16 protein-coding genes and 1 pseudogene are annotated in these 23,995 nt (G+C 41.3%); 14 read left to right on the plus strand and 3 right to left on the minus strand.

Going from position 1 to position 23,995, the window contains the following annotated elements; genetic code table 11:
* Window positions 1-378: helix-turn-helix domain-containing protein (locus ACPC57_RS04685; protein WP_434065122.1), on the minus strand; the 378-nt coding region annotated here is incomplete at its 3' end.
* A 74-nt stretch (window positions 379-452) separates the two neighbouring features.
* Window positions 453-1,112 (minus strand): metal-dependent transcriptional regulator, encoded by a 660-nt coding sequence (locus tag ACPC57_RS04690; protein WP_274504445.1) that lies wholly within the window; start codon window positions 1,110-1,112, stop codon window positions 453-455.
* 126 nt (window positions 1,113-1,238) lie between these two features.
* On the opposite strand from ACPC57_RS04690, the gene ACPC57_RS04695 reads away from it, so the two are divergent.
* The 7 genes from ACPC57_RS04695 to leuS all read left to right on the plus strand — a co-directional run bounded on the left by ACPC57_RS04695 (window position 1,239) and on the right by leuS (window position 10,361).
* Window positions 1,239-2,162, plus strand: a complete 924-nt coding sequence (locus tag ACPC57_RS04695; RefSeq protein WP_434065121.1) for a metal ABC transporter solute-binding protein, Zn/Mn family — start codon at window positions 1,239-1,241, stop codon at window positions 2,160-2,162.
* 132 nt (window positions 2,163-2,294) lie between these two features.
* Entirely contained in the window at window positions 2,295-3,065 is a 771-nt protein-coding gene (locus tag ACPC57_RS04700) for a metal ABC transporter ATP-binding protein (RefSeq protein ID WP_318150694.1), read from the plus strand.
* Window positions 3,058-3,918: a metal ABC transporter permease gene (locus tag ACPC57_RS04705; RefSeq protein ID WP_434065120.1), complete on the plus strand. Its 861-nt coding sequence runs from the start codon at window positions 3,058-3,060 to the stop codon at window positions 3,916-3,918. Before ACPC57_RS04700 ends, ACPC57_RS04705 begins: the two co-directional genes overlap by 8 nt.
* A complete protein-coding gene (locus tag ACPC57_RS04710; RefSeq protein ID WP_318150695.1) occupies window positions 3,911-4,750 on the plus strand; it encodes a metal ABC transporter permease in 840 nt (279 codons plus the stop codon). The genes ACPC57_RS04705 and ACPC57_RS04710 overlap by 8 nt, the downstream gene beginning before the upstream one ends.
* A 54-nt stretch (window positions 4,751-4,804) precedes the next feature.
* A complete protein-coding gene (locus ACPC57_RS04715) occupies window positions 4,805-6,697 on the plus strand; it encodes a M13 family metallopeptidase (protein WP_434066407.1) in 1,893 nt (630 codons plus the stop codon).
* 223 nt (window positions 6,698-6,920) lie between these two features.
* On the plus strand, window positions 6,921-7,769 hold the full coding sequence (locus ACPC57_RS04720; protein WP_289646173.1) for a patatin-like phospholipase family protein: 849 nt from the start codon (window positions 6,921-6,923) through the stop codon (window positions 7,767-7,769).
* A gap of 90 nt (window positions 7,770-7,859) precedes the next feature.
* Window positions 7,860-10,361, plus strand: a complete 2,502-nt coding sequence (gene leuS, locus ACPC57_RS04725; protein WP_434066408.1) for a leucine--tRNA ligase — start codon at window positions 7,860-7,862, stop codon at window positions 10,359-10,361.
* 283 nt (window positions 10,362-10,644) lie between these two features.
* Here the strand turns inward: leuS and ACPC57_RS04730 are convergent, their stop codons facing one another.
* Complete coding sequence (locus ACPC57_RS04730) at window positions 10,645-11,409, minus strand: alpha/beta fold hydrolase (protein WP_434066409.1); 765 nt, start codon at window positions 11,407-11,409, stop codon at window positions 10,645-10,647.
* Between the two features lie 159 nt (window positions 11,410-11,568).
* Here ACPC57_RS04730 and ACPC57_RS04735 point away from each other — a divergent pair.
* The 7 genes and pseudogenes from ACPC57_RS04735 to ACPC57_RS04765 all read left to right on the plus strand — a co-directional run bounded on the left by ACPC57_RS04735 (window position 11,569) and on the right by ACPC57_RS04765 (window position 23,750).
* Window positions 11,569-12,151: pseudogene (locus tag ACPC57_RS04735) on the plus strand (CHAP domain-containing protein).
* 373 nt (window positions 12,152-12,524) lie between these two features.
* Window positions 12,525-13,664 carry a trans-sulfuration enzyme family protein gene (locus tag ACPC57_RS04740; protein WP_434066410.1) on the plus strand — a complete coding sequence of 380 codons (1,140 nt, stop codon included), beginning with the start codon at window positions 12,525-12,527 and terminating at the stop codon, window positions 13,662-13,664.
* 13 nt (window positions 13,665-13,677) lie between these two features.
* The gene (locus ACPC57_RS04745) at window positions 13,678-14,487 is read left to right on the plus strand and encodes an amino acid ABC transporter substrate-binding protein (RefSeq protein WP_277844229.1); all 810 of its coding nucleotides are present in this window, start codon (window positions 13,678-13,680) and stop codon (window positions 14,485-14,487) included.
* A 12-nt stretch (window positions 14,488-14,499) separates the two neighbouring features.
* Window positions 14,500-15,159 carry an amino acid ABC transporter permease gene (locus tag ACPC57_RS04750; protein WP_277844231.1) on the plus strand — a complete coding sequence of 220 codons (660 nt, stop codon included), beginning with the start codon at window positions 14,500-14,502 and terminating at the stop codon, window positions 15,157-15,159.
* A gap of 9 nt (window positions 15,160-15,168) precedes the next feature.
* Window positions 15,169-15,933 (plus strand): amino acid ABC transporter ATP-binding protein, encoded by a 765-nt coding sequence (locus tag ACPC57_RS04755; RefSeq protein WP_434066411.1) that lies wholly within the window; start codon window positions 15,169-15,171, stop codon window positions 15,931-15,933.
* Between the two features lie 271 nt (window positions 15,934-16,204).
* Entirely contained in the window at window positions 16,205-17,152 is a 948-nt protein-coding gene (locus tag ACPC57_RS04760) for a LacI family DNA-binding transcriptional regulator (protein ID WP_289646165.1), read from the plus strand.
* A gap of 193 nt (window positions 17,153-17,345) precedes the next feature.
* Window positions 17,346-23,750, plus strand: a complete 6,405-nt coding sequence (locus ACPC57_RS04765) for a pullulanase (protein ID WP_434066412.1) — start codon at window positions 17,346-17,348, stop codon at window positions 23,748-23,750.
* Window positions 23,751-23,995 lie beyond the last annotated feature (245 nt).

A 23,995-nucleotide genomic window follows, 5' to 3' on the forward strand; every position in this document is an offset into this window, starting at 1 on the left:
CTTGCGTCCTTGTTTCATGCGTCTCATTCCTTTACTAGTAGCTTTCAGTTCTTTACCACTAGTATAACTTTTTATCCATGATCTGAGAACATAAGGGTCAGAAATTCCATATTTTTTGGTCAGATTTTTGAGATTTCCCAAGCCATTAAGATAGTCGGAAACAGCTTGTTCCTTTAGTTCCTTACTATACTTCTTCCATTGACGGCTTTCCTCTAGCCCCTCAACACCAGCTTCTTTGTACTTCCGAACCCAGTTCGATAGGGTGTCTTTAGAAATACCTTGGTTTCTAGTTAACCAACTAAGTGATTTCCCTTCTTCCAAGTGAAGTAGAACAATTTCTAGTTTCTCAGATACAGATTTTGGACTTCTTTTGGACATAATAAAACTCCCCTTATAGTTTCTAGTGAAAATTTTTATTTTTTCACTGTCCACTATAAGGGGAGTATATCAGTTTAATTTGGGCGATTGGTTTTTTCTATGTATAATTGTTGAGCAATAGTGGTGGGTACTGCGAGTTCTTTGCCCTTGTACTGAATAGTAATCGTTTGGGCAAAACTATCAAAATCTGTTACAACCAGCTGATCTCCGACAGCTAAATCATGTTGTTCTAAGTACTGGAGGAGCTGATAAAAGTCGTGTATACGGACAAGTTGGTAGTATCCAGTTTCAGTGAGTTGGGAGAGTCGTGTCTGGTAGCGTTCGATGAGTGGTTGACCTTCTCGAGGAATGCTTCCACCGTGAGGACAAGTTTGGGGCTGTTCCAGTAGTAGGTCTAGGCGATTGATAAAGTGATCTGAAACGGTGTGTTCTAGAATCTCAGCTTCCTCATGGACTTCCTCTGGAGAATAGCCGAGTTGTTCCACCAGAAAGACTTCAATCAGACGGTGCTTGCGGTAGAGGCTAGATACCATTTCAAGGGCGGTTTGGCTGAGGAGATAACCTGCCTTGGCATCCTTAGAAATGAGCTCTTCGGCTACCATTTTTTTGAGCATTTCGGAAACGGCTGGTGCGGAGAAGGCCATCTTCTCTGCGATGAGTTTATTGGTAATTTTTTGGTCTAATTGACCCAGTTCATAAATACATTTTAGATAATCTTCTTTGTTTGGTGTCATGAGAACTCGCTTTCTAGTTAAGAATATTATAACAAAAATTTATAAAAACAGTTGACAAAACCAATAATTTAACTTAATCTAATAATTAAATTAAGCATGCTTAACAAAAATAAAAGGAGAACCTATATGAAGAAAATGCTGTTCAGTTTTGCTCTGCTATTGTCCCTAATAGGGTTAGGAGCTTGTCGTCCATCGCAAACCACAGAAGGCTCTAGTAAGCCAAGGGTGGCTGTGACTACTTCCTTCCTCAATGACATGGTCTATCAGTTGGTGGGTGATGAGGTGGAACGTGATTTGCTGATTCCAGCAGGAGAAGACCCTCATTTGTACGTAGCCAAATCTAGTGATTTATCAAAATTACAAAAGGCTGACCTTGTTCTCTACCACGGTTTGCACTTTGAAGGTAAAATGGTTGAAGCTTTGGAGAAGACCGGGATAGCTGTTTCAAAAAACTTTAATGCAAAAGACTTGAATGCGATGGATGAGGATGGAGAAGAAATTGTTGATCCGCACTTTTGGTTTTCAATTCCCTTGTACAAGTCAGCTGCAGCTGTAGCTTCAGAGGAACTACAAAAACTCTTACCTGCTAAAGCTGAGATGATTCGACAAAATGCAGAAAAATACCAAGCGCAGCTAGATGATTTGCATGCCTGGGTTGAAAAAGAATTGAGTGTGATTCCAAAAGAAAGTCGCTATTTGGTAACGCCACATGATGCCTTTAATTACTTTGCTGCTAGTTATGACTTCACTCTATATGCGCCTCAGGGAATTAGCACGGATTCCGAAGTGGCTAATAGTGACATGATTGAGACAGTTAACCTAATCATTGACCATAATATCAAGGCTATCTTTACAGAGTCTACAACTAATCCAGAACGCATGGAGAAATTACAAGAAGCAGTAAAAGCCAAAGGAGGTCAGGTTGAAGTTGTTACTGGTGAAGGTAAGGAGTTGTTCTCAGATTCCTTGGCACCAGAAGGTGAGGATGGAGATACCTTTATCGACATGTACAAACATAATGTTACATTGATGGTTAAATATCTAAAATAAAATTGTTATGGGAGACGTAAACCGTACGATATCTATTGGAGCTAAGGTTTGAGAATCATATTTAAATAGCAAAGTAAAATATTTGACTACGCCTACAAGTGTAGAATGGATGGTAGAACAAAGGGAGGAAATATGTCAGCAATCATTGAATTAAAAGATGTCAATTTAGCATATACAGCCAGCCAGACCATGGCTTTAGAAGATGTCAATTTGGTGATTCCCAGAGGGAGTCGGACGGCTATTGTTGGACCGAATGGTGCTGGTAAGTCCAGTCTATTCAAGGTCATTTTGGGGTTGGAAAAACCAGACACAGGACAGGTTCGCATGCTTGGTCAGGAGGCAGGTCTAGAGAGGTTGATTGCTCGAAAAGTAGCCTATATTCCCCAATCCAGTCAAGTAAATTGGCAATTTCCTGCAACAGTCTTTGAAATTGTTCTGATGGGACGCTTCGCTCATAGTAAGGGAATGTTTAGAAGACCGACTAAGGCTGATAGACAGATTGTTGAGCAGGCTCTAGAACGATTAAAAATTGCGGATTTACGCCATCGTCAGATTGATCAGCTTTCAGGTGGGCAGCGTCAGCGGGTCTTTCTAGCCAGAGCTCTGGCACAGGAAGCAGAATTGTATCTTATGGATGAGCCTCTAGCAGGGATTGATCAGGCAACAGAAATCATGATCATGGATATGCTCAAGGAGTTCCAATGTGAAGGGAAAACTTCCATTGTCATTCATCATGACTTAACGACGCTGGATGCCTACTTTGATCACCTTGTCTGGCTTCATAAGCATGTGATTGACTCTGGTCCGATGGATGAGACTTTGACAAGCGAGAATTATCAGGCGACTTACGGCATAGGAAATGGGCTGTTTCTAGGAAATGCCAAAGGAGGCAGTCATGTTTGAGGTTTTCAAAGAGTATTCTTTCTGGACAGTTGCTTTAGGGACCGTCAGCCTAGCTGTGGCAGCCAGTACTATCGGAAGTATATCTGTTCTTACTAAACAGAGTTTGCTTGGGGATGCTCTGGGGCATGCTTCTTATCCTGGAGTGATTGTCTCTTTCATGATTTTTCAGTCGCGACAACCTCTTTACTTGCTTTTAGGAGCAGTGTTGTCAGGCTACCTTTCTTATGCACTTGTCCATTGGCTACGTCGAAAAGGTGGTCACAGTCTAGTCAATGCCCTTTCATTGCTGTCTGCGTCTTTCTTTGGTTTGGGAATGGTCTTGAAAAATGCTATTCAGGGAAATGAAGCCTTTGCAGGGGCTTCCCAGGCTGGATTGCAAACCTATCTATTTGGACAGGCAGCCTTTATTCAGCTGGATGATGTGATACTCATCGGAATTATTTCTCTATTGGCTTTGGTATTGTTTGCTTTCTTTTATCAAGACTATAAGCTGTATCTGTTTGATCAAACTTTTGCAAGGGTTATTGGTGTTCGTGTAAAGTACTTGCAGCAGTTGACGATGTTTTTGATGATTTGCCTAATTGCAGTAGGATTAAAGTTAGTCGGAGCTATTTTGATGAGTAGTTTTTTGATTGCACCAGCTGTCTTTGGCTTGATGCTGGGAAAATCGTATCACAAGAGTCTATTACTGGCAGGAATCGTTGCAATTGGGTCGGCTTTCGTAGGGACCTGGATTAGCTCCAGTGTATCTGGTTTGTCGACCGGACCGACTATTATCGTCTGTCTAACAGGTCTGACCCTGTCTGCATTTGTGTATGTTACCTATGTCAGAAAGGAGAATGGTCGTGTTTGAGGTATTGCTTATTTTGATGGTTATTGCTAGCTCTTGTGGCTTGCTCGGATCAATACTGGTTGTAAAAAATCAATCGATGCTGGCAGATGCTTTATCACATTCTGTCTTGCTTGGGATTGTTCTGGGGTTTTTTATTAGTCATAGTTTGGATTCGCCATTGCTAATAGTTGGTGCCAGTCTGTTTGGGTTATTATCGGTTCTTGCCATTGACCGTCTGCATAGTCGAAAGATAGCGCATGATGCCGCAACAGGTCTGGTTTTTTCTTTCTTTTTTGCGGTGGCGGTTTTGCTTATTTCTCTTTTTGCTCGCAATGTTCATTTGGATGTAGATATGGTTTTGCAAGGGGAAGTACTTTTTGCTCCGCTCCATCGTATGGATGTTCTAGCCTGGTCACTCCCTGTTAGTCTGGTCAAGTCGAGTTTGGCTTGGTTGGTTATTGTTCTATTTTTTGTTTGGGCTTACCATTGTTTACAAGTATACCTATTTGACAGCAACCATGCTCGTTTGTCTGGCTTACGAACAAGGATTTTAGAAATGGTTATTTTGATTCTAGTTTCCTTAACCACTGTTCTGGCCTTCGAAGCGATTGGTTCGATGACTGTTATTGTTTTCTTGGTGGCACCAAGTATGGCTGCCCTACGTTGGGTCAAATCCTTTTGGCAATTGCTTCTTTTAGGGCAAGGTATCGCTATTCTAACGGTTGTGCTTGGTTTTTTAGTGGCCAATCAACTGGATTTAACCATGTCAGGGACCTGTGCCGTTGTCAGCCTTCTTGTGGTTTGCTCGAGTATTATTCTAAAAAATACTTGGTCACGGTCATCTGATAAGTGATATTGTCAGAATTTTTTGTTATCATAATCATTATGAAATACAAAGGAGAATAGAATGACACGTTTACAAGATGATTTTTACGAATACGTTAATGGCGAATGGGCAAAAACAGCCGTGATTCCAGACGATAAGCCAAGAACAGGTGGCTTTTCTGATTTGGCGGACGAGATTGAAAAGCTCATGATTGATACGACAAATGCTTGGTTGACAGGGGAAAATGTCCCAGAAGATAGCGTTTTGCAAAACTTCGTGGCTTTCCACAAACAAGCAGCCGACTATGAAACCCGTGACCGTTTGGGAGCGGAGCCTGCTCAGGCCTTGATTGCGGAGTACAAGGCTCTTAACTCTTTCGAAGAATTTACCAGCAAGTTGGCAGAGTTTGAGTTGGCCGGCAAGCCAAACCTCATGCCTTTTTATGTGGCACCTGACTTTATGGATGCGACAATAAATGTTCTTTGGGCAGATTCATTAGGTATTATCTTACCAGATACGACCTACTATGAAGAAGGTCATGAAAAAGGAGCAGAATTGCTAAAAACGTGGAGAGAGAGTCAAGAGGCCCTCTTACCTAAGTTTGGTTTTTCAGATGAAGAGATCAAGGACCTTCTGGACAAACGTTTGGAACTGGATGCCAAGGTTGCCAAGTATGTCTTGTCAAATGAAGAAGGTTCTGAGTACGCCAAACTTTACCACCCGTACGAGTGGGCAGATTTTACTGCCTTAGTACCAGAGTTGCCTTTGGATGATTTCTTCACAGCGATTTTGGGGCAAACACCAGACAAGATTATCGTTCCAGAGGAACGTTTCTGGCAAGCAGCTAAGGACATTTACAGTGCGGATAATTGGGAGCTTTTGAAGGCGACCTTGATTTTGAAAGCGGCAGGAGCTTATACAGCCTTTCTGTCGGATGAAATTCGTATTCTAGCAGGAGCCTATAGTCGTGCCCTTTCTGGTACACCGCAGGCTCAAAACCAAGAAAAAGCAGCCTACAATCTGGCACAAGGCTACTTTGACCAAGCCCTCGGTCTTTGGTACGCTGAGGAAAAATTCTCACCAGAAGCCAAGGCCGATGTGGAAGCAAAAGTTGCCAAGATGATTGAGGTCTACAAGTCTCGTTTGGAAACTGCAGACTGGTTGGCTCAGGAAACGCGTGACAAAGCCATTGTCAAACTCAATGTTATCAAGCCTTACATTGGTTACCCAGATGCCTTGCCAGAGCGTTATTATAAGAAGATTATTGACCCAAGCAAGTCCTTGGTGGAAAATGCTATCGAACTAAACAAGATTGACATTGCCCATAGTTGGAGCAAGTGGAACAAGCCTGTGGATATTAAGGAATGGGGCATGCCAGCTCACATGGTCAATGCCTACTATAACCCACAGAAAAACTTGATTGTCTTTCCAGCAGCCATTTTGCAGGCGCCTTTCTACTCGCTAGAACAGTCTTCATCAGCTAACTACGGCGGTATTGGTGCTGTCATTGCCCACGAGATTTCCCATGCCTTTGACTCTAACGGTGCCTCCTTTGATGAGCATGGTAGTCTCAATAACTGGTGGACAGAAGAAGACTATGCGGCTTTTGAAGCTTGTACCCAGCAGGTCATTGACCAGTTTGAAGGTCAGGATTCTTATGGTGCCAAAATCAATGGTAAGTTGACTGTGTCAGAAAATATTGCCGACCTTGGTGGGATTGCAGCAGCCTTGGAAGCAGCCAAGTCAGAAGAAGACTTCTCCGCTGAGGAATTCTTCACCAACTTTGCTCGTATCTGGCGAATGAAGGCCCGTCCTGAGTTCATGCAGATGTTGGCAAGTGTGGATGTCCATGCACCAGGTCATTTGCGCACTAACATCCAGTTGCCAAACTTCGATGAATTCCATGAAACATTTGGCGTTCAAGAAGGCGACGGCATGTGGCGTGCAAAAGAAGACCGTGTGATTATTTGGTAACATTGTAACACTCAACATCGAACCTTGGTAATTCGATTTGCTAAGTAAAAGGGTCTAGTGATTCTTTTCAGCTAATTCCTTTGAAATAGAAAAAAGAACAGATCCTAAGCTGTGCATGCATTAACCAGTCGGATGTTAAGTTTCATTGGATATCATATAGCAAAAATCTCGTTTCGACGGGATTTTTTGCTACAATAGAAGGTAATTTTAGGAGGTGCTACAGATGAAAGTTGGTTTAGTTTTAGAGGGTGGGGGTATGCGAGGCCTTTATACTGCGGGTGTTCTAGATGCTTTTTTAGATGCTGATATTCATGTTGATGGGGTCGTTTCAGTTTCCGCAGGAGCACTTTTTGGCGTTAATTTCCTTTCCAAACAAAGAGGCAGAGCGATTCGCTATAATAAGCGTTTTATTAAAGATAAGCATTATATGGGATTGAGATCCTGGTTGACAACAGGAAATATGGTCAACAAAGACTTTACTTATTACAAGGTACCAATGGAGTTAGATAGGTTTGACCAAGAGGCCTTTGCCAAGTCTGGCGTGCCTTTCTATGTGACAGTGACCAATGTCGAAACCGGTCTGCCTGAGTATTACAAAATTGACCATGTCTTTGAGCAAATGGAATTGTTGCGCGCCAGTTCAGCATTGCCTCTCGTTTCAAAAATTGTCGAAGTTGATGGTAAAAAATACTTAGATGGTGGTCTTTCGGACTCCATCCCTGTGGACTTTTCTAGAAGCCTGGGGTTTGACAAATTGATTGTGATATTGACACAACCCATTGATTACCGCAAGAAGCCCTCTAGCGGTCGGGTCTACCGCTTGCTTTACAAGAAATATCCTAAGTTTGTGGCGGTGGCTTCAAAACGTTACCAGCATTACAATGATACGGTTGAAAAGATTATCCAGTTGGAACATCAGGGTCAGGTTTTTGCAGTCCGCCCTCAAAAGCCGCTCGAAATAGGACGTTTGGAAAAAAATCCAGTCAAATTTGACGAGATTTATGGGCTTGGTCTGGCGGACGGGGAGAAAGCTGTCGCGAGATTGATGGGGTATTTGGGAAATGAAGAGTAATGAGCAGGAATCCCCCGTGATTTCTGCCTTTTTTCTTTCCTTATTTCGTGATATAATGGTAAAGATAATTTATTGACATGGAGAAATGACATGAGCTTCTACAATCACAAGGAAATCGAGCCCAAATGGCAGGAATTTTGGGCAAAAAATCATACTTTTAAGACGGGAACAGATGCGGACAAGCCAAACTTTTATGCGCTAGACATGTTCCCTTATCCGTCTGGTGCGGGCTTGCACGTTGGTCACCCTGAGGGCTATACTGCGACCGACATTCTCAGCCGTTACAAGCGTGCCCAAGGCTACAACGTCCTTCACCCAATGGGTTGGGATGCCTTTGGTCTGCCAGCAGAGCAATACGCTATGGACACGGGAAATGACCCAGCTGACTTTACAGCAGAAAACATTGCCAACTTCAAACGTCAGATTAACGCCCTTGGCTTTTCTTACGACTGGGACCGCGAGGTTAATACGACTGACCCCAACTACTACAAGTGGACCCAGTGGATTTTCACTAAGTTGTATGAAAAAGGCCTAGCCTACGAGGCAGAAGTGCCTGTCAACTGGGTAGAGGAATTGGGAACAGCTATCGCCAACGAAGAGGTCCTTCCTGACGGAACGTCTGAACGTGGTGGCTACCCAGTTGTTCGCAAGCCAATGCGTCAATGGATGTTGAAAATCACTGCCTATGCAGAACGCTTGCTCAATGATCTAGAAGAGGTTGATTGGCCAGAGTCAATCAAGGATATGCAGCGCAACTGGATTGGTAAGTCAACCGGTGCCAATGTGACTTTCAAGATTAAGGACACAGACAAGGACTTCACAGTCTTTACTACCCGTCCAGATACTCTTTTTGGTGCGACCTATGCTGTCCTTGCTCCTGAGCACGACTTGGTGGATAGCATTACCTCACCAGAGCAGGCAGAGGCCGTGGCAGAGTACAAACGCCAAGCCTCTCTCAAATCAGACCTGGCTCGTACTGACCTTGCCAAAGACAAGACAGGTGTTTGGACTGGTGCTTATGCCATCAACCCTGTGAACAACAAGGAAATTCCAATCTGGATTGCCGACTATGTACTGGCAAGCTACGGAACAGGTGCCATCATGGCGGTTCCTGCCCACGATGAGCGTGACTGGGACTTTGCCAAACAGTTTGGTTTGGACATCATTCCAGTTTTGGAAGGTGGCAATGTAGATGAAGCACCTTTCACAGAAGATGGTCTTCACATTAATTCAGACTTCTTAGATGGTCTCAACAAGGCTGATGCCATTGCTAAAATGGTGGCTTGGTTGGAAGAAAATGGTGTTGGTCAAGAAAAAATTTCTTACCGCCTCCGTGACTGGCTCTTCAGCCGTCAACGTTATTGGGGTGAGCCAATTCCAATCATCCACTGGGAAGACGGTACTTCCACAGCAGTCCCAGAAAATGAGTTACCTCTGGTATTGCCAAAAACCTCAGACATCAAGCCTTCAGGTACAGGGGAGTCACCTCTTGCTAACTTGACAGACTGGTTGGAAGTCGTGCGTGAAGACGGCGTAAAAGGTCGCCGTGAAACCAACACCATGCCACAATGGGCGGGTTCTAGCTGGTACTACCTGCGCTATATTGACCCGCACAATGATGAGAAATTGGCAGACGAAGAGCTTCTCAAGGCTTGGTTGCCAGTGGATATCTACATCGGTGGTGCCGAGCACGCAGTCCTTCATTTGCTTTATGCTCGCTTCTGGCATAAGTTCCTTTACGACCTCGGTGTTGTGCCGACCAAAGAGCCCTTCCAAAAACTCTTTAACCAAGGCATGATTTTGGGGACTAGCTACCGTGACAGCCGTGGTGCTCTTGTTGCGACCGACAAGGTGGAGAAGCGCGATGGGTCCTTCTTCCACATCGAAACTGGTGAAGAGTTGGAGCAGGCACCTGCTAAGATGTCTAAATCTCTTAAGAACGTGGTTAACCCAGATGATGTGGTCGAGCAGTTCGGTGCAGATACTCTTCGTGTTTATGAAATGTTCATGGGCCCACTTGATGCGTCAATCGCCTGGTCAGAAGAGGGTCTCGAAGGTAGCCGTAAGTTCCTTGACCGTGTCTATCGCCTCTTAACCACCAAGGAGATTGTGGCGGACAATAGCGGAGCGCTTGATAAAGTTTACAATGAGACTGTGAAGACAGTGACAGAGCATATTGAAGACCTGAAATTCAACACGGCTATCGCCCAGCTCATGATTTTTGTCAACGCAGCCAACAAAGAAGACAAGCTTTATGTTGACTACGCCAAAGGATTTGTCCAATTAATCGCCCCATTTGCACCACACTTGGCAGAAGAACTCTGGCAGGGTCTTGCAAATACGGGTCAATCAATTAGCTATGTCGCATGGCCAACATATGACGAAAGTAAGCTGGTAGAAAGCGAAGTGGAAATCGTTGTCCAAATCAAAGGCAAAGTAAAAGCTCGCTTGACTGTAGCCAAAGACTTAGCACCAGATGAACTTGAAAAAGTTGCCCTTGCAGACGAAAAAGTCCAAGCTGAAATCGCTGGGCAAACAGTGGTGAAGGTGATTACGGTTGTAAACAAATTGGTTAATATTGTTGTGAAATAACCAAACTAGTGAATATCCTGGCGAAATAAATGTAAATAACAAGAAACGACTTCCATGTGGAGGTCGTTTTTGTATTTATACTCAATAAAAATCAACAGTAGCCTAGCTTCAACTATTTGGGAAATCTTGAAGGCTGAAAATAAAGTGAACTGAGTTCGCATCATTAAGCCGAAGATAGAACTTTGTCACTTTCTCATTTCAAAGTAACAGGCTGAAAAGCGCCATTGGTGCTTTTTATTCACCAAGGCTCTTAACAACGGATATTTTAGATGTTCGAAGAGTATTAGATAAATTCCTGTTCTTCCAACCATGCTCGAATAACAGAAAGGGTTTTACCTTGAAATTTTCCAGTTGGGTACATATGATCGGCTCCTGTTAGTGAGACTAGAACAGAATCTTTGTAATTATGTGCTGTTTTTCTGGCGATGGCAGAGACAGTCATTTTGTCCTCACTTCCTGTGATGACCAAGACAGGTCCGGTAATGTTACGAAAGTCCACATAGCTTGCTCTGCTTTTATCTAGGAATGGAAAGGCCATTTGTGTGTAAACCTTGCCTGAGTCAGGGACGAGGTTTTGATAGAGCTTTTCTTTTATACTAGGATCCTGTGCATTGAGGCAGTAAGAAAAGAAGGCTTTTTTATAAGGTGGAATAGGCTTTCTCCAAAATCCCCAGCGAAGAAAATGGGGTAAGAAACTGGCAAGCATGGTTGGATAAAGAGCGAAGATATCGGCAGTTGGGGCAGGGCCCATGAGAATCATGCCAGCAACAGGGGTACGTTCCGCAACCATTTGGGCTAAGAGACATCCAAGTGAGTGACCCAGAAGTAAAGGTGGCTCTTCTAGACTTTCGACTAAGGATACCAAGTCATCCACGTAGTCTGTCAAACTAACGTCACCGACTTTTTTGATCCCTTCTTCATAGGGTAAATCGTGATAGCGTAAACTAGGGGTATGGATCTGTAAGCCAGTTTTTTCTAACTGACTAGCAAAGTCTCCCCAGAATGTGCCATTACACCAGGTACCGTGTATTAAAACGATGCTTTTCATAGGTTTACTCCTGACTTTTTCTTAATTATAGCATGAGAAAAAAACAATTGTTAAGTATTTACAACCTATCTGTAATATTTGTTACGTTATTTTAAGCTCTATGCAAGAATTGTCCTATAGGATGGATTGGGTGAAAAAAACTTAAAGGAATCAAATAATATGAACCACCAAATTATCAAAAGATATCTTAAATTAGGGATATTTGCTCTGTTTATGGGAAATCTGTTTTGGACGGGAACATCCACTATTCTTGCGGATGACCTAACTGTAAATGATAGACCTTCGTTAGAAATATTAAAAAAGCAGGCTTTAGCAACAAAAGCTGCAGCGAAAAAAAAGAGCTGAAGAAGCAGCATTGTCTACAAATATGGTTTCAGAGGTGACGGTCGAATATACATCCAATACTTACCCAGCAGGTCAATGTACATGGGGAGCAAAAGAAATGGCACCATGGGTTGGGAACTATTGGGGAAACGCCGGAGATTGGACAACCAGTGCAGCTTCCTTAGGCTATGAAGTTGGAACAATACCAAAAGTTGGCGCAATTACAGTCTGGACAGATGAAAATGGTGGCTACGGGCATGTTGCCTATGTGACAGATGTGGCTACCGATGGTCAAATTCAAGTCACTGAGTCAAACTATAATGGATCCTATTATCCAAGTAATATTCGAGGTTTCTTTGATCCGACAAAAACCAGTGAGGGAAAGGTAAGTTATATTTATCCCCCTGCTGGAGTGTGAGACTGCAAGATTAAATTAGTGTAATAAAGTTTACGCATGTTCGTTATATCAAAATAAAAAAGTAAAGTTAAAGTAGAACATTTCAAATGTTCTACTTTAACTTTACTTTTTTGCCATTGATTATTTTTTAGGAGAAAATAGGTATTTTAAGAGACTAGTAGATCAAAATGATTTACATTAAAAAAGTTAATCATTGTGATAAAAAAAATATATTAGGCGGATGTTTGGCTTCATGGTAACATATGTTTCATGACAGTTTTATTGTACTTATTTTTTTATAAATTAGGAAATGCGTGAATAATGATTGAGGGGAGGTGAGAAATCATTGTCAAATAAAAAATTAGGGTGTAAATACTACAAAAGGAGATGAGGTATGGAATTTAGTACGAGAGCAATACATGGACAAGTTGATGATAGTAGTAAAGGAGCTGTAACTTATCCGATTTACCTTTCCTCAACGTTCTTACAGGAAAATATAAATGAATTTGGTGAATTCGTTTATAGTCGAAGTGCCAACCCAACTCGTTCTGCTTTGGAGAAGCAAATAGCTGACTTGGAAGAAGCCAAGTACGTTTTTGCAACTTCTACAGGCATGGCTGCGACCGCCATTGCATTTGAGCTGTTGAATAGTGGTGATAAAATTTTAGTTTCTGATAATGTATATGGAGGGACGTGGCAATTTATTACAGAATTATTTGCCTCTCGGAACTTGTACTATGAGCTAGTAGCTGACTTTAATGATTATGATTTCTCAAAATTAGATGACACTATAAAGGCCGTTTTTATTGAAACTCCAACAAATCCTCTCTTAGGAGTAACGGATTTGAAAAATGTAATTAGAGCAGCTAAAGCAGCGGGACTGCTAGTTATTGTGGATAATACCTTTATGACTTCTTATCTCCAAAAACCACTTGATTTTGGTGCTGATATAGTTGTTTATTCTGCGACTAAATATTATGCAGGACATTCTGATATTTTGGCAGGATTAGTGGTAACAAACAGAGAAGATCTTTATCCGCGTATTAAGTTAGTGCATAAATTATTAGGTGCAATTCTTAGCCCGTTTGATAGTTTTCTCTTATCACGAGGAATTAAGACTTTGGCTCTTCGAATGGAACGTCACGAGGAGAATGCCCATGCTATAGCCAAATATTTAGAATCGAAAGAGGGAGTAACAGTTTTTTACACAGGATTAAAGAGTAATCCCGGGTATTCCCTTCAACTGAAGCAATCAAAAGGTCATGGAGGAGTCCTTTCCATTTTGGTGGATCAAAATAAATATGACTTAAGGGCTTTTATAAAATCGTTGAAAATTTTTGGTTTTGCAGTTAGCCTAGGTGGGGTTGAGTCCTTGATTTGCCTACCTGCCTCTATGACTCATGAATCCTATGATAGAGAATTACAAGAGGCAATTGGGATAAAAGAGAATTTACTACGTTTAGCTGTTGGAATTGAGTCGGTTCAAGATTTACAAAATGATTTAGAACAAGCATTTGAACAAGCAAAGAAATAGGAGATTAACAAATATGAAAAAAATGACAATTTTCACAACTTTAGTACTATCAGCATTTATCTTAGCTGCCTGTGGGGAATCAGATTCTATTAGTTCAAAAGGTGATTCAAATCAGACACTTTTGGAACAAATACAAAAAGAAGGTGTTATTCAAATCGGTACAGAAGGTGCCTATGCTCCGTATTCTTACCATGATGAAAGTGGAGAATTAGTTGGTTACGATGTTGAGGTAGCAGAAGCTGTTGCTGAAAAACTAGGAGTAAAGGTAGAATTTGTTGAAACAGAATGGGATTCAATGATTGCGGGTTTAGACGCAGCTCGTTTTGATACTATCGCTAACCAAGTTGGAATAACAGATGAGCGAAAAGAAAAATATATTTTTTCAAACCCATATACCTATATTTATGGAGCGTTGATTACCAAGCAGGGGAATAGTGAAATTAAAGATTTTTCGGATTTATCCGGTAAGAAGTCGGCAAATAGCCTAACTAGTAACTGGGCTGATTTAGCACGTGAAAATGGAGCAGAAGTTGTGGGTGTAGATGGTTTTGCACAAGCTATTGAACTCTTGACAGCTGGTCGTGTAGACGCAACCTTGAATGATAACCTAGTTTTCTTAGACTATATCAAACAACATCCAGATGCTCCTATTCAAGTTGCAACTTTGTCACAAGATGTTTCTGAGACAGCCTTTCCAGTTGTTAAGGGGGAAGACGAATTGGTGGAAGCGATTGATGCTGCTTTGGCCGAACTTTCTAGTGAAGGGAAATTGACAGAAATTTCAAATAGATACTTCGGAGAAGATGTATCACAAGCTAAGTAAATAGGAGATACCATGACATCTAGATTGTTGCAATTGTTGATTGACTCATTTTTACAAATACTTATACCAGGTCTGCTTGTGACAATTCCCCTAACTATACTTTCTTTTGTCTTCGGGCTTATCATTGCCATTGGAACAGCTATGGTACAAATTGCTAACATTTCTATCCTCAAACAATTAGCCCGATTCTATATTTGGATTGTACGAGGGACACCACTTTTGGTTCAACTTTATGTAATTTTTTACGGGTTACCAAGTTTAGGTGTTGTATTAGATGCCTTTCCTTCAGCAGTTTTAGTTTTTTCAGTAAACACAGGTGCTTATGCTGCGGAAACCATTCGTGCATCAATAGAGTCAGTACCCAAAGGACAAATGGAAGCTGGATATACTGTTGGGATGAGTTTTTCTCAAATAATGCGTAGAATCATTCTTCCTCAAGCAATTCGTGTGGCTTTTCCACCTTTATCCAACACATTAATCAGTCTAGTAAAAGATACTTCCCTAGCAGCAAATATTACTGTCTTGGAAATGTTTATGACAACCCAACAAATTGCTGCTAGAACATATGAACCATTTGCTCTCTATTGTGAGGTTGGTCTTATCTATTTACTTTTTTCAACCATTTTGACAAAACTACAAACTTATGGTGAAAAGAAGTTAGCAGTCTATTAGGAGGTCTAAATGATTCAAGCAAGTGGAATTGAAATAGCTTTTAACGGGCAACAGATTTTAAAAGGTGTTGATTTACAGGTCAGTTCAGGGGAAGTTGTTGTCATTTTAGGACCATCTGGATCTGGCAAAACAACTCTTCTTCGTTCTTTGAATTTTCTAGAGTCGGTTGATATGGGGCGCTTATTCTTTGATGACGAAAATTATGATCTGACTAACATTAGTCAAAAAGAGATTGCGTCCATCCGAAAGAGAACATCTTATGTCTTTCAAAACTATAACTTATTTGTTAATAAGACTGCTCTACAAAATGTTACAGAAGGTCTGATCATAGCTAGAAAAATGGTTAAGAAAGATGCTGAACAAATTGGTATGGCAGCTCTAGACAAGGTCGGGCTATCTGATAAATATGACTTTTATCCAAGTCAATTATCAGGTGGTCAACAGCAAAGAGTTGGTATTGCTAGAGCAATTGCCACGAGTCCAGAAGTAATCTATTTTGATGAACCTACCTCTGCATTGGATCCAGAACTAATTGGTGAAGTATTAGAAGTGATGATCCAATTGGCTAAGGAGGGTATGACAATGATCATTGTGACTCATGAGATTGGTTTTGCACGTGAAGTCGCGGATAGAGTGGTTTTTATGGAAGGCGGTCAAATAGTCATAGAAGGTTCGCCAGAAGATATATTAAATCAACCAAAAGAAACCCGAATTCAACAATTCTTGTCTCGAATTCAAAATTCTACCGACAATCGGTACGAAACGTTAGGATAAACTAGTAATGAAGTTAAACAAAAAGTCTCCTTTTCAGAGTACGATATTCTCCGTATCATCACAAAGTATAAAACTAATGACACAAGATAAAACTACCTCCATGGGTGCGACCGAATATGGTTAAATCCAAGGGGGTAGTTTTTGTGTACAAATCTTACTTATTTTTAATAAATATATATTGAAAGGGCTTTACTTTTTAGTGGTCAATAGTATATAATAACACTAAGAAAACGTTTGCACTTTATGGCTTTGAAATCTAAAGGGGAGAAATATGACGACGTTGGCGGATGTGGCGAAAAGGGCCAATGTTTCAAAGATGACTGTTTCTAGGGTTCTGAATCATCCGGAACTTGTCACAGAAGAGTTAAAACAACTGGTCCAATTAGCGATGAAAGAGTTAGACTATCAACCAAATGTTGTAGCAAAAGCCCTTGCTCAACAACGGACATTGACAGTTCAAGTTATCATTCTAGAGGAGATGGAGATTGTAGAGCCTTACTATGCCGAATTGATTGCAGGGATTGCTCTTGGATTGAGTGAAAAAAATTACACGATGCAGATTGTGACCGAAAAGCACCAAGTAACAGACCAATGTGATGGTTATATCGTTACTGGAGCACGTACTTCAGACTATAGTTGGCTGAAAAGTTTAAATAAACCAGTAGTACTTTTTGGAGAGAATCGAGCAGGGATACCTTTTGTTGACACACAGAATAAAGAAGCAACCTATCAAGCCAGTAGATTTGCAACAAGAAAAGGATATCATCAAGTTGTATTTGTGGGAATCGATTTACCAGATACTTTTGCTCAAGCTAGAGAAGCTGGGTACTTAGAGGCTATGGATGAGTTAGGTCAAAAACCAAGTGTTTACCGATTAGAAAATCGGTCAAGGATAGCAGAAAAGTTCATTACACAATTTAATAAGTTAATGCCAAATACATGCTTTATCTGTGCCTCAGACCGAATAGCTTTGGGAATTGCTCGAGGATTAATGAATATGTCAAGGAATGTACCTGAAGATTACGGGATTATTGGGTTTGATGGAATATTTATTGATCGAGTTTCTAATCCACAGTTGACAACGATGAAACAACCCTTTCGTCAAATGGGAAGAATTAGTGTTAGCCAGTTGATGCGCTTGGTTGAAGGACGGGAATTGAAAGAATACAACCGGTATTGTCAAGCGAGTTTAGTCGAGAGAGAGAGCACTCGGTCTTAACAATTAAAGTCTTCATAAGTAGGGAATTGTCCAAAGTACAGTTAGAAACTATCTAACAATAAGTTCCAGTGGCACAATCCCCTTATTTTTTAAGTAAAACTGTTACCGCTAACAATTAAGAAAACGTTTGCAAAGTAAGGGCTGTTTTTTATATACTATTATTATTATATTAGACATACCAAAGGAGAATGGAATGAATAAAAAACGTTTGCGTGTAGCAAAGAAATCACCAATGTTTGAAAAAAAGGTTATTTTTGGGATACGTAAGTTCACGGTGGGTGTTGCATCAGTCGGTATTGCAACAGCTTTTTTGATATCCGGAACTGGCCAATTAGTTCAAGCAGAGGAAGTAGCAACTCCCTCTACGGAAATAACAGCTCCAGTTAATACAGATCAAACGTCAGATGTTGATGCTACTGCATCAGTCGCTGGCAGTGAGTTGGTTGAAGAGGTTGTAACTTCTGACACAACTGCTACAGAGGCATCAACACTAGTTGCTGAAGCAGGCGAAGCTTTCGATGCACAAGTAAATACAGCATCAGTAGAAAATGTTGCAACTGTAGCAGAAACAGCTACATTGACCACCCCAGCAGAAGCGCCAATTGAAACAGCTACATTGACCACCCCAGCAGAAGCGCCAATTGAAGAAGGTAGTATTCGTCTGCACTTTGAAAATGTAGACGAAACAGCACCAGAAAGTCAAGGTTTGTGGACTTGGGGAGGAGTTGAAACACCATCTGATGGAAATAAATGGCCAACTGATACAGTGAATTTCTCAAGTAGCCAAGTGGATGACTACGGCCATTATGTTGATATTAAAAAATCTGAGACACCAGGCACAATCGGTTATGTGGTCCTTAAAGATGGGAAAAAAATAACAGAATCGGACCAAAAAGTGGAGCTTCTTGTTCCGGAACAAAATGAGGCTTGGATTGCTAGCGATTATACTGTTTCTAGCTATGAGCCACTCAAGGATGAAAATGTTCTCCGCATCAATTACACACGTGAAGACAACAATTATGATGGTTGGGGCGTATGGACTTGGGGAGATACGACTGAAGTAAGTAACGGCTGGCCAGTAGGTGCCGTTGATTTTAAAGTTGGGAAATACGGTGCTTATGTTGACATTCCTCTTTCAAATGGTTTAGATTCTAAACTTGGTTTTCTGCTCATCAACCAGAATAATCCAGATCTTGCTGGCAATAAATCGATTGATTTAGCTTTTGCAGATCGTAAACGGCATAGCCAAATTTTCCTTCGGAATGGTGATGACAAAGTCTATACCAATCCATACTTTATCGAAGAAAAAGTAGAATTAGATACAAGCAAAGCTACTCCGGGAACTAAAAATGTAACCATTGAAGCAAGTATAAACGCTCCTTTCAACTACAACGAAAGTGGTCTTGTTTCTGTAGCTATAACCAATCCTGAAAGTGCTGAAATTATCAAAATGGAAGTCGACACTACTACACTGGGTGGTGGTATCGTACCAATTTCAACAGAGCTTAATCGTGTAACGATTAAGGCAACTTCTGACACAGCTCCAGGGACATACAGTCTACCTGTAAAGGTATATGATAAAGACAATGGCTACTACGAAACAAAATTGGATGTGACCATTACGGAGCGCATTAAGGCAGAAGGTGAAAAAGACTGGGACGAGCAAGTCATCTACTTTATGATGACTGACCGTTTCTACAATGGTGACGTTAGCAATGATCAGGTGGTTGTTGGAGACGTAACTAACCCTCGTGGTCTCTACCAAGGCGGAGATTTTAAAGGGGTTACAGCTAAGTTGGACTACTTGAAAGAATTGGGTGTGGATTCTATCTGGTTGACACCAATTGTTGAAAATATTCCACAGAATGTTGGTAGCGCTACAGATGGAGAATACTACGCCTATCATGGCTACTGGGCATCAAATTTTGAAGAACTAAATCCACATTTGGGAAGTTTAGACGATTTCCACGAATTGATTGATGCCGCAGCCGAAAAAGGAATCAATATCATTGTTGACGTGGTGCTGAATCATGCTGGCTATGGCACAGAAGAAACCTTTGCGGGCATGGTACGGACCAAGGAAGAAGATAAGCAGGGAGATGACCAATTAGGCTCATTATCTGGATTACCAGACTTCAAGACAGAAGAAGCTACAGTACGCAATCAGTTGGTTGCTTGGCAGGCATCTTGGTTGGATCGCTCAAAAACTGCTAAAGGTAATTCAATCTATGGTTTCCGTGTCGATACAGTCAAACACGTTGATGATACCACATGGCAACATTTCAAAAATGAATTGGTGGATAGAGATCCTGACTTCCACTTGATTGGAGAATCTTGGGGAGCTAACTATAAAGATACCAAGGGTGACTTGGGAATCGGTACTATGGACAGCTTGTTGGACTTTGGCTTCAAGGATATCGCCAAGTATTTGGTCAATGGTCAACTGAAAGCAGCTGGAAAAGAGCTAGAAGAGCGTAGCAAGGTTCTGACTAGCGCAGCTTCTCTGGGTCAATTCTTGGGCAGTCATGACGAAGATGGTTTCCTTTACAGTCTCGGTGGCGCAGAAAAAGAAGGAAATCTGGATAAACTGAAATTGGCTGCTAGTCTCTTGATTACTGCTAAAGGTCAGCCTGTCATCTACTACGGTGAAGAATTAGGCCAATCTGGACAAAACAACTGGCCAGCTTATGACAACCGGTACGATTTCGATTGGAGTAAGGTAGAGACAAGTGACATAGAGGACCATTACCAAAAATTGTTGGCTTTCCGTAATGGAAATTCAACATTGCTCTCACGTGGTGATACAACAACACTTGCTGGAAATGATAGCCAAGGTTGGCTTATCAGCAAACGCAGTTACCAAGATCAAGCTGCCTATCTTGTCTTCTCAACCAATACCGAGAGCAAGGAAATGGCGATTGAAGTATCTGGGAAAGATGTGGTTGTAACAGATGCATACACAGGAAAATCTTATCAAGCTATTGAGAAAGACGGTAAATGGGTCGTTCAAGTAGAACTTCCAACTATCGGTCAAGGTGGTACCATGCTCCTTCAGACAGAAGCAGGTGACATCGTCAATGCAAGTGTGCAAGGAGCAACTGAAGAACCAATTGAAGCAGGCTACTTCCGTGTTCACTTTAAAACTCTACCATCTGATAATTTATCTAGCTTAGGTTTATGGACATGGGATGATGTCGAAAAACCATCACCAGAAGTTGGTGCATGGCCAACAGGAGCGACTAATTTCAGTACTGCTAAGCAGGATGATTATGGCTATTATCTTGATATCAAGATGAAAGATGAAACAGCCAGCAAAATCAGTCTTCTGATTAATAATACATCTGGGGAAAATATAACCGGCGATAAAGTTATTGAGCGAATTAGCACCAAGATGAATGAAGCTTGGTTTGATGAGAATTATCAACTCAGCCTCTATCAACCACTTAAAGAAGGATATATTCGGATTAATTATTTCCGTACAGATGGTGATTATGACCAAAAAGGTCTCTGGATCTGGGGTGATGTGACTGACGTTACCTTGGGTGATTGGCCAGATGGTATTGATTTTGAAAACCAAGGTAAATATGGTGCCTATATCGATGTCAAATTGACAGATTTACCAAGTTCAATTGGCTTCCTACTATTGGATGAAAGCAAGTCAGGAGATGATGTAAAGATTCAGCAGAAAGATTACAGCTTTACAGATTTGAAAAATCAGACACAAATCTTCCTTAAAGATGATGATCCAACAATCTACACAAATCCTTATTTTGTGAACAACGTCCGTGTAACAGGCGTTTCCCATGTTAGTCTAACAGCTCTAGAAGCAGCATTTACAACGCTTGAAGGTGCTGATAAGGAAAGTATTTTAGAGAAATTATCTGTCACAGATAAAAATGGTCAGACGGTGACTGTGACGGACCTTGTCTTGGATGCCACCAGCAACAAGGTGCGAGTCCTCGGGGATTTCAACCAAGAAAATGCTGGCTACACCCTCAAATATGGCAATGATAGCTTCACAACAACTATGAGCTGGCAATTGAAGGATGAGCTCTATGCTTATGATGGAGAACTTGGTGCGCGTGTGAGTCAGGCTGGTAGTGTCGTTGATATGACTCTCTGGTCTCCAAGTGCAGACAGTGTAGCAGTTGTTCTTTATGATAAGGATGATCAGTCTAAAGTGGTCGGTAAATTAGCCATGACCAAGGGCGATAAAGGACAATGGGATCTTGAATTGAACAGTCAATCAGATCTTGGTATCACAGATTATCGTGGTTACTATTACCATTATGAAATTACTCGTGGGGATCAATCTGTTCTTGTTTTAGATCCATATGCTAAGTCTTTAGCGGAGTGGAATAGTGATTTAGCAGATACTGATCCATCTTATCGTATTGCCAAAGCGGCGATTGTGGATCCATCAGAAGTTGGTCCAAGCGATTTGGATTATGCTACTATTCCTAATTTCAATCAGCGTGAAGATGCGATTATATATGAAGCACATGTTCGTGACTTCACATCAGATCCTGCAATTTCGGATGAATTGACTGCTCAGTTTGGTACCTTTGCAGCCTTTGCAGAGCGTCTCAGCTACCTCAAGGAATTGGGTGTGACTCATATTCAATTATTGCCTGTTATGAGCTACTATTTTGTCAATGAATTGATAAATGGAAAGAGGATGGATGAGTACGCGTCAAGCAACAGTAACTACAACTGGGGTTATGATCCACAGAGCTACTTTGCCTTTACAGGTATGTATTCTACAGATCCGACAGATCCAATGAAACGCATCGAAGAGTTCAAAAACCTGGTCAATGAAATTCACAAACAAGGCATGGGTGTGATTTTGGATGTGGTGTATAACCACACTTCTAAGACTTTCTTATTTGAAGATTTAGAGCCAAACTATTATCACTTCATGGAGGCAGATGGTACGGCTAAATCTAGCTTTGGTGGGGGTCGTCTCGGAACAACTCATTATATGAGTCGCCGTGTCCTCGTTGATTCCATCAAGTATCTTGTGGATGAGTTTAAGGTAGATGGTTTCCGCTTCGATATGATGGGTGACCATGATGCCGAAGCGATTGAGCTGGCCTTTACCGAGGCACAAAAACTCAATCCAAACATCATTATGCTTGGTGAAGGTTGGAGAACCTTTACAGGCGACGCCAATCAGCCTGTTCAGCCAGCGGACCAAGACTGGATGAGTTCAACAGATACTGTTGCGGTATTCTCAGATGAAATTCGCAATACACTTAAATCTGGTTATCCAAACGAAGGTCAGCCAGCCTTTATCACAGGCGGTGCTAAGAGTGTAGAATCTGTCTTTAATAACATCAAGGCACAACCAGGAAACTTCTTGGCAGATGATCCAGGTGATGTGATCCAATATATTGCTGCGCATGATAACTTGACTCTCTTTGATATCATTGCTCAGTCCATCAAGAAGGACCCATCAATCGCTGAAAATTACACTGAAATTCACCAACGTCAACGTTTGGGTAATTTGCTAGTTTTGACTTCTCAAGGGACACCGTTTATCCATTCTGGTCAGGAGTATGGACGGACCAAACAGTTCCGTCACCCTGATTATCAGTACCCTGTAGCAGAAGATCAAGTGCCGAACAAAGCTCATTTGTTGACAAATGCTGATGGTACACCATTTGATTACCCATACTACATTCATGACTCTTATGATTCATCTGATGCGGTCAATAAGTTTGACTGGACCAAAGCGACAGATGAGACCCTCTATCCAGAGAATACCCGTACTCAGGCCTTTACAAAAGGATTGATTGCCTTGCGTAAATCTACAGATGCCTTCCGTTTGGGAACAAAAGACCAAGTCGATCAAAAGGTTAGCTTGATTTCAATTCCAGGTCAGAACGGTATTGCTACCAACGATGTGGTTATTGCCTATCAAACCATTGCAAGCAACGGTGATCGCTATGCTGTATTTGTCAATGCTGACAGTAAGGAACGTAGTTTTGTTCTTTCAGATATTTACAAAGACTTACTGCAGGGTCAAGTACTGGTTGATGGTGAACGTGCAGGTGTAGAAGCATTGTCTGATTTAGTGGGTGTTGAATTGACTGATAGTGCAGTTGTTCTTGCACCTTTGACTGCAACCGTGATTCGTTTGCCTTATATCATTACAGAAGTTCCAGATACAGCACCTAAAGAACGTACAGAAGAATCTGTCCTTCCGATTGTAGAGGAAGTTCGCTATGATGCAACTCTTGCAAAAGGTCAATCTTATGTGCTTCAAGAAGGTAAGGCAGGTAAGAGAGTCTTGGTTTATAAAGATGTCTTGGTTGACGGCAAGGTAGTAGCAACAAAACTGTTATCTGAAACAGTAGTAGATGGTGAGGCACGGATTGTTGTTAAGGGTAGTATGGAGGCTAATGATGTGGTAGAAAAACCAAGTCTTTCTACTCCAACAGCTCAAGCGTCTGAACAAACCACAAGTGCATCAAACAAAGAAAGCCTACCAGATACAGGTGACCGACAAAGTGATTTGGCACTTCTAGGTCTCGGACTTGCTGGACTTGGTTTGACAATTGCTGCACAAGGAAGAAACAAAAAATCAGAAGAATAGTATTCTTCGGTCGTAACAATAGTTTTTACAGTTTTTGGGAAAAGTTCAAAATGTAGCAAAATTATTGAGATAGACCACATTATAAAACGCATAGAATCAAAGGTTCAAGTGACATACTGATTTTATGCGTTTTTTTATTGAAGAATTTACTTGGATTTTAGATCTCAAAAATTGTAATTTGTTTCATACATTTATTGATTCCGCTCCTCTCAAAAAAATTTCGTCATATAGAAACAAGAATATTC

The organism is Streptococcus sp. VTCC 12886 (genome assembly GCF_049893425.1).
GTDB classification, from domain to species: Bacteria; Bacillota; Bacilli; order Lactobacillales; family Streptococcaceae; genus Streptococcus; species Streptococcus suis_AA.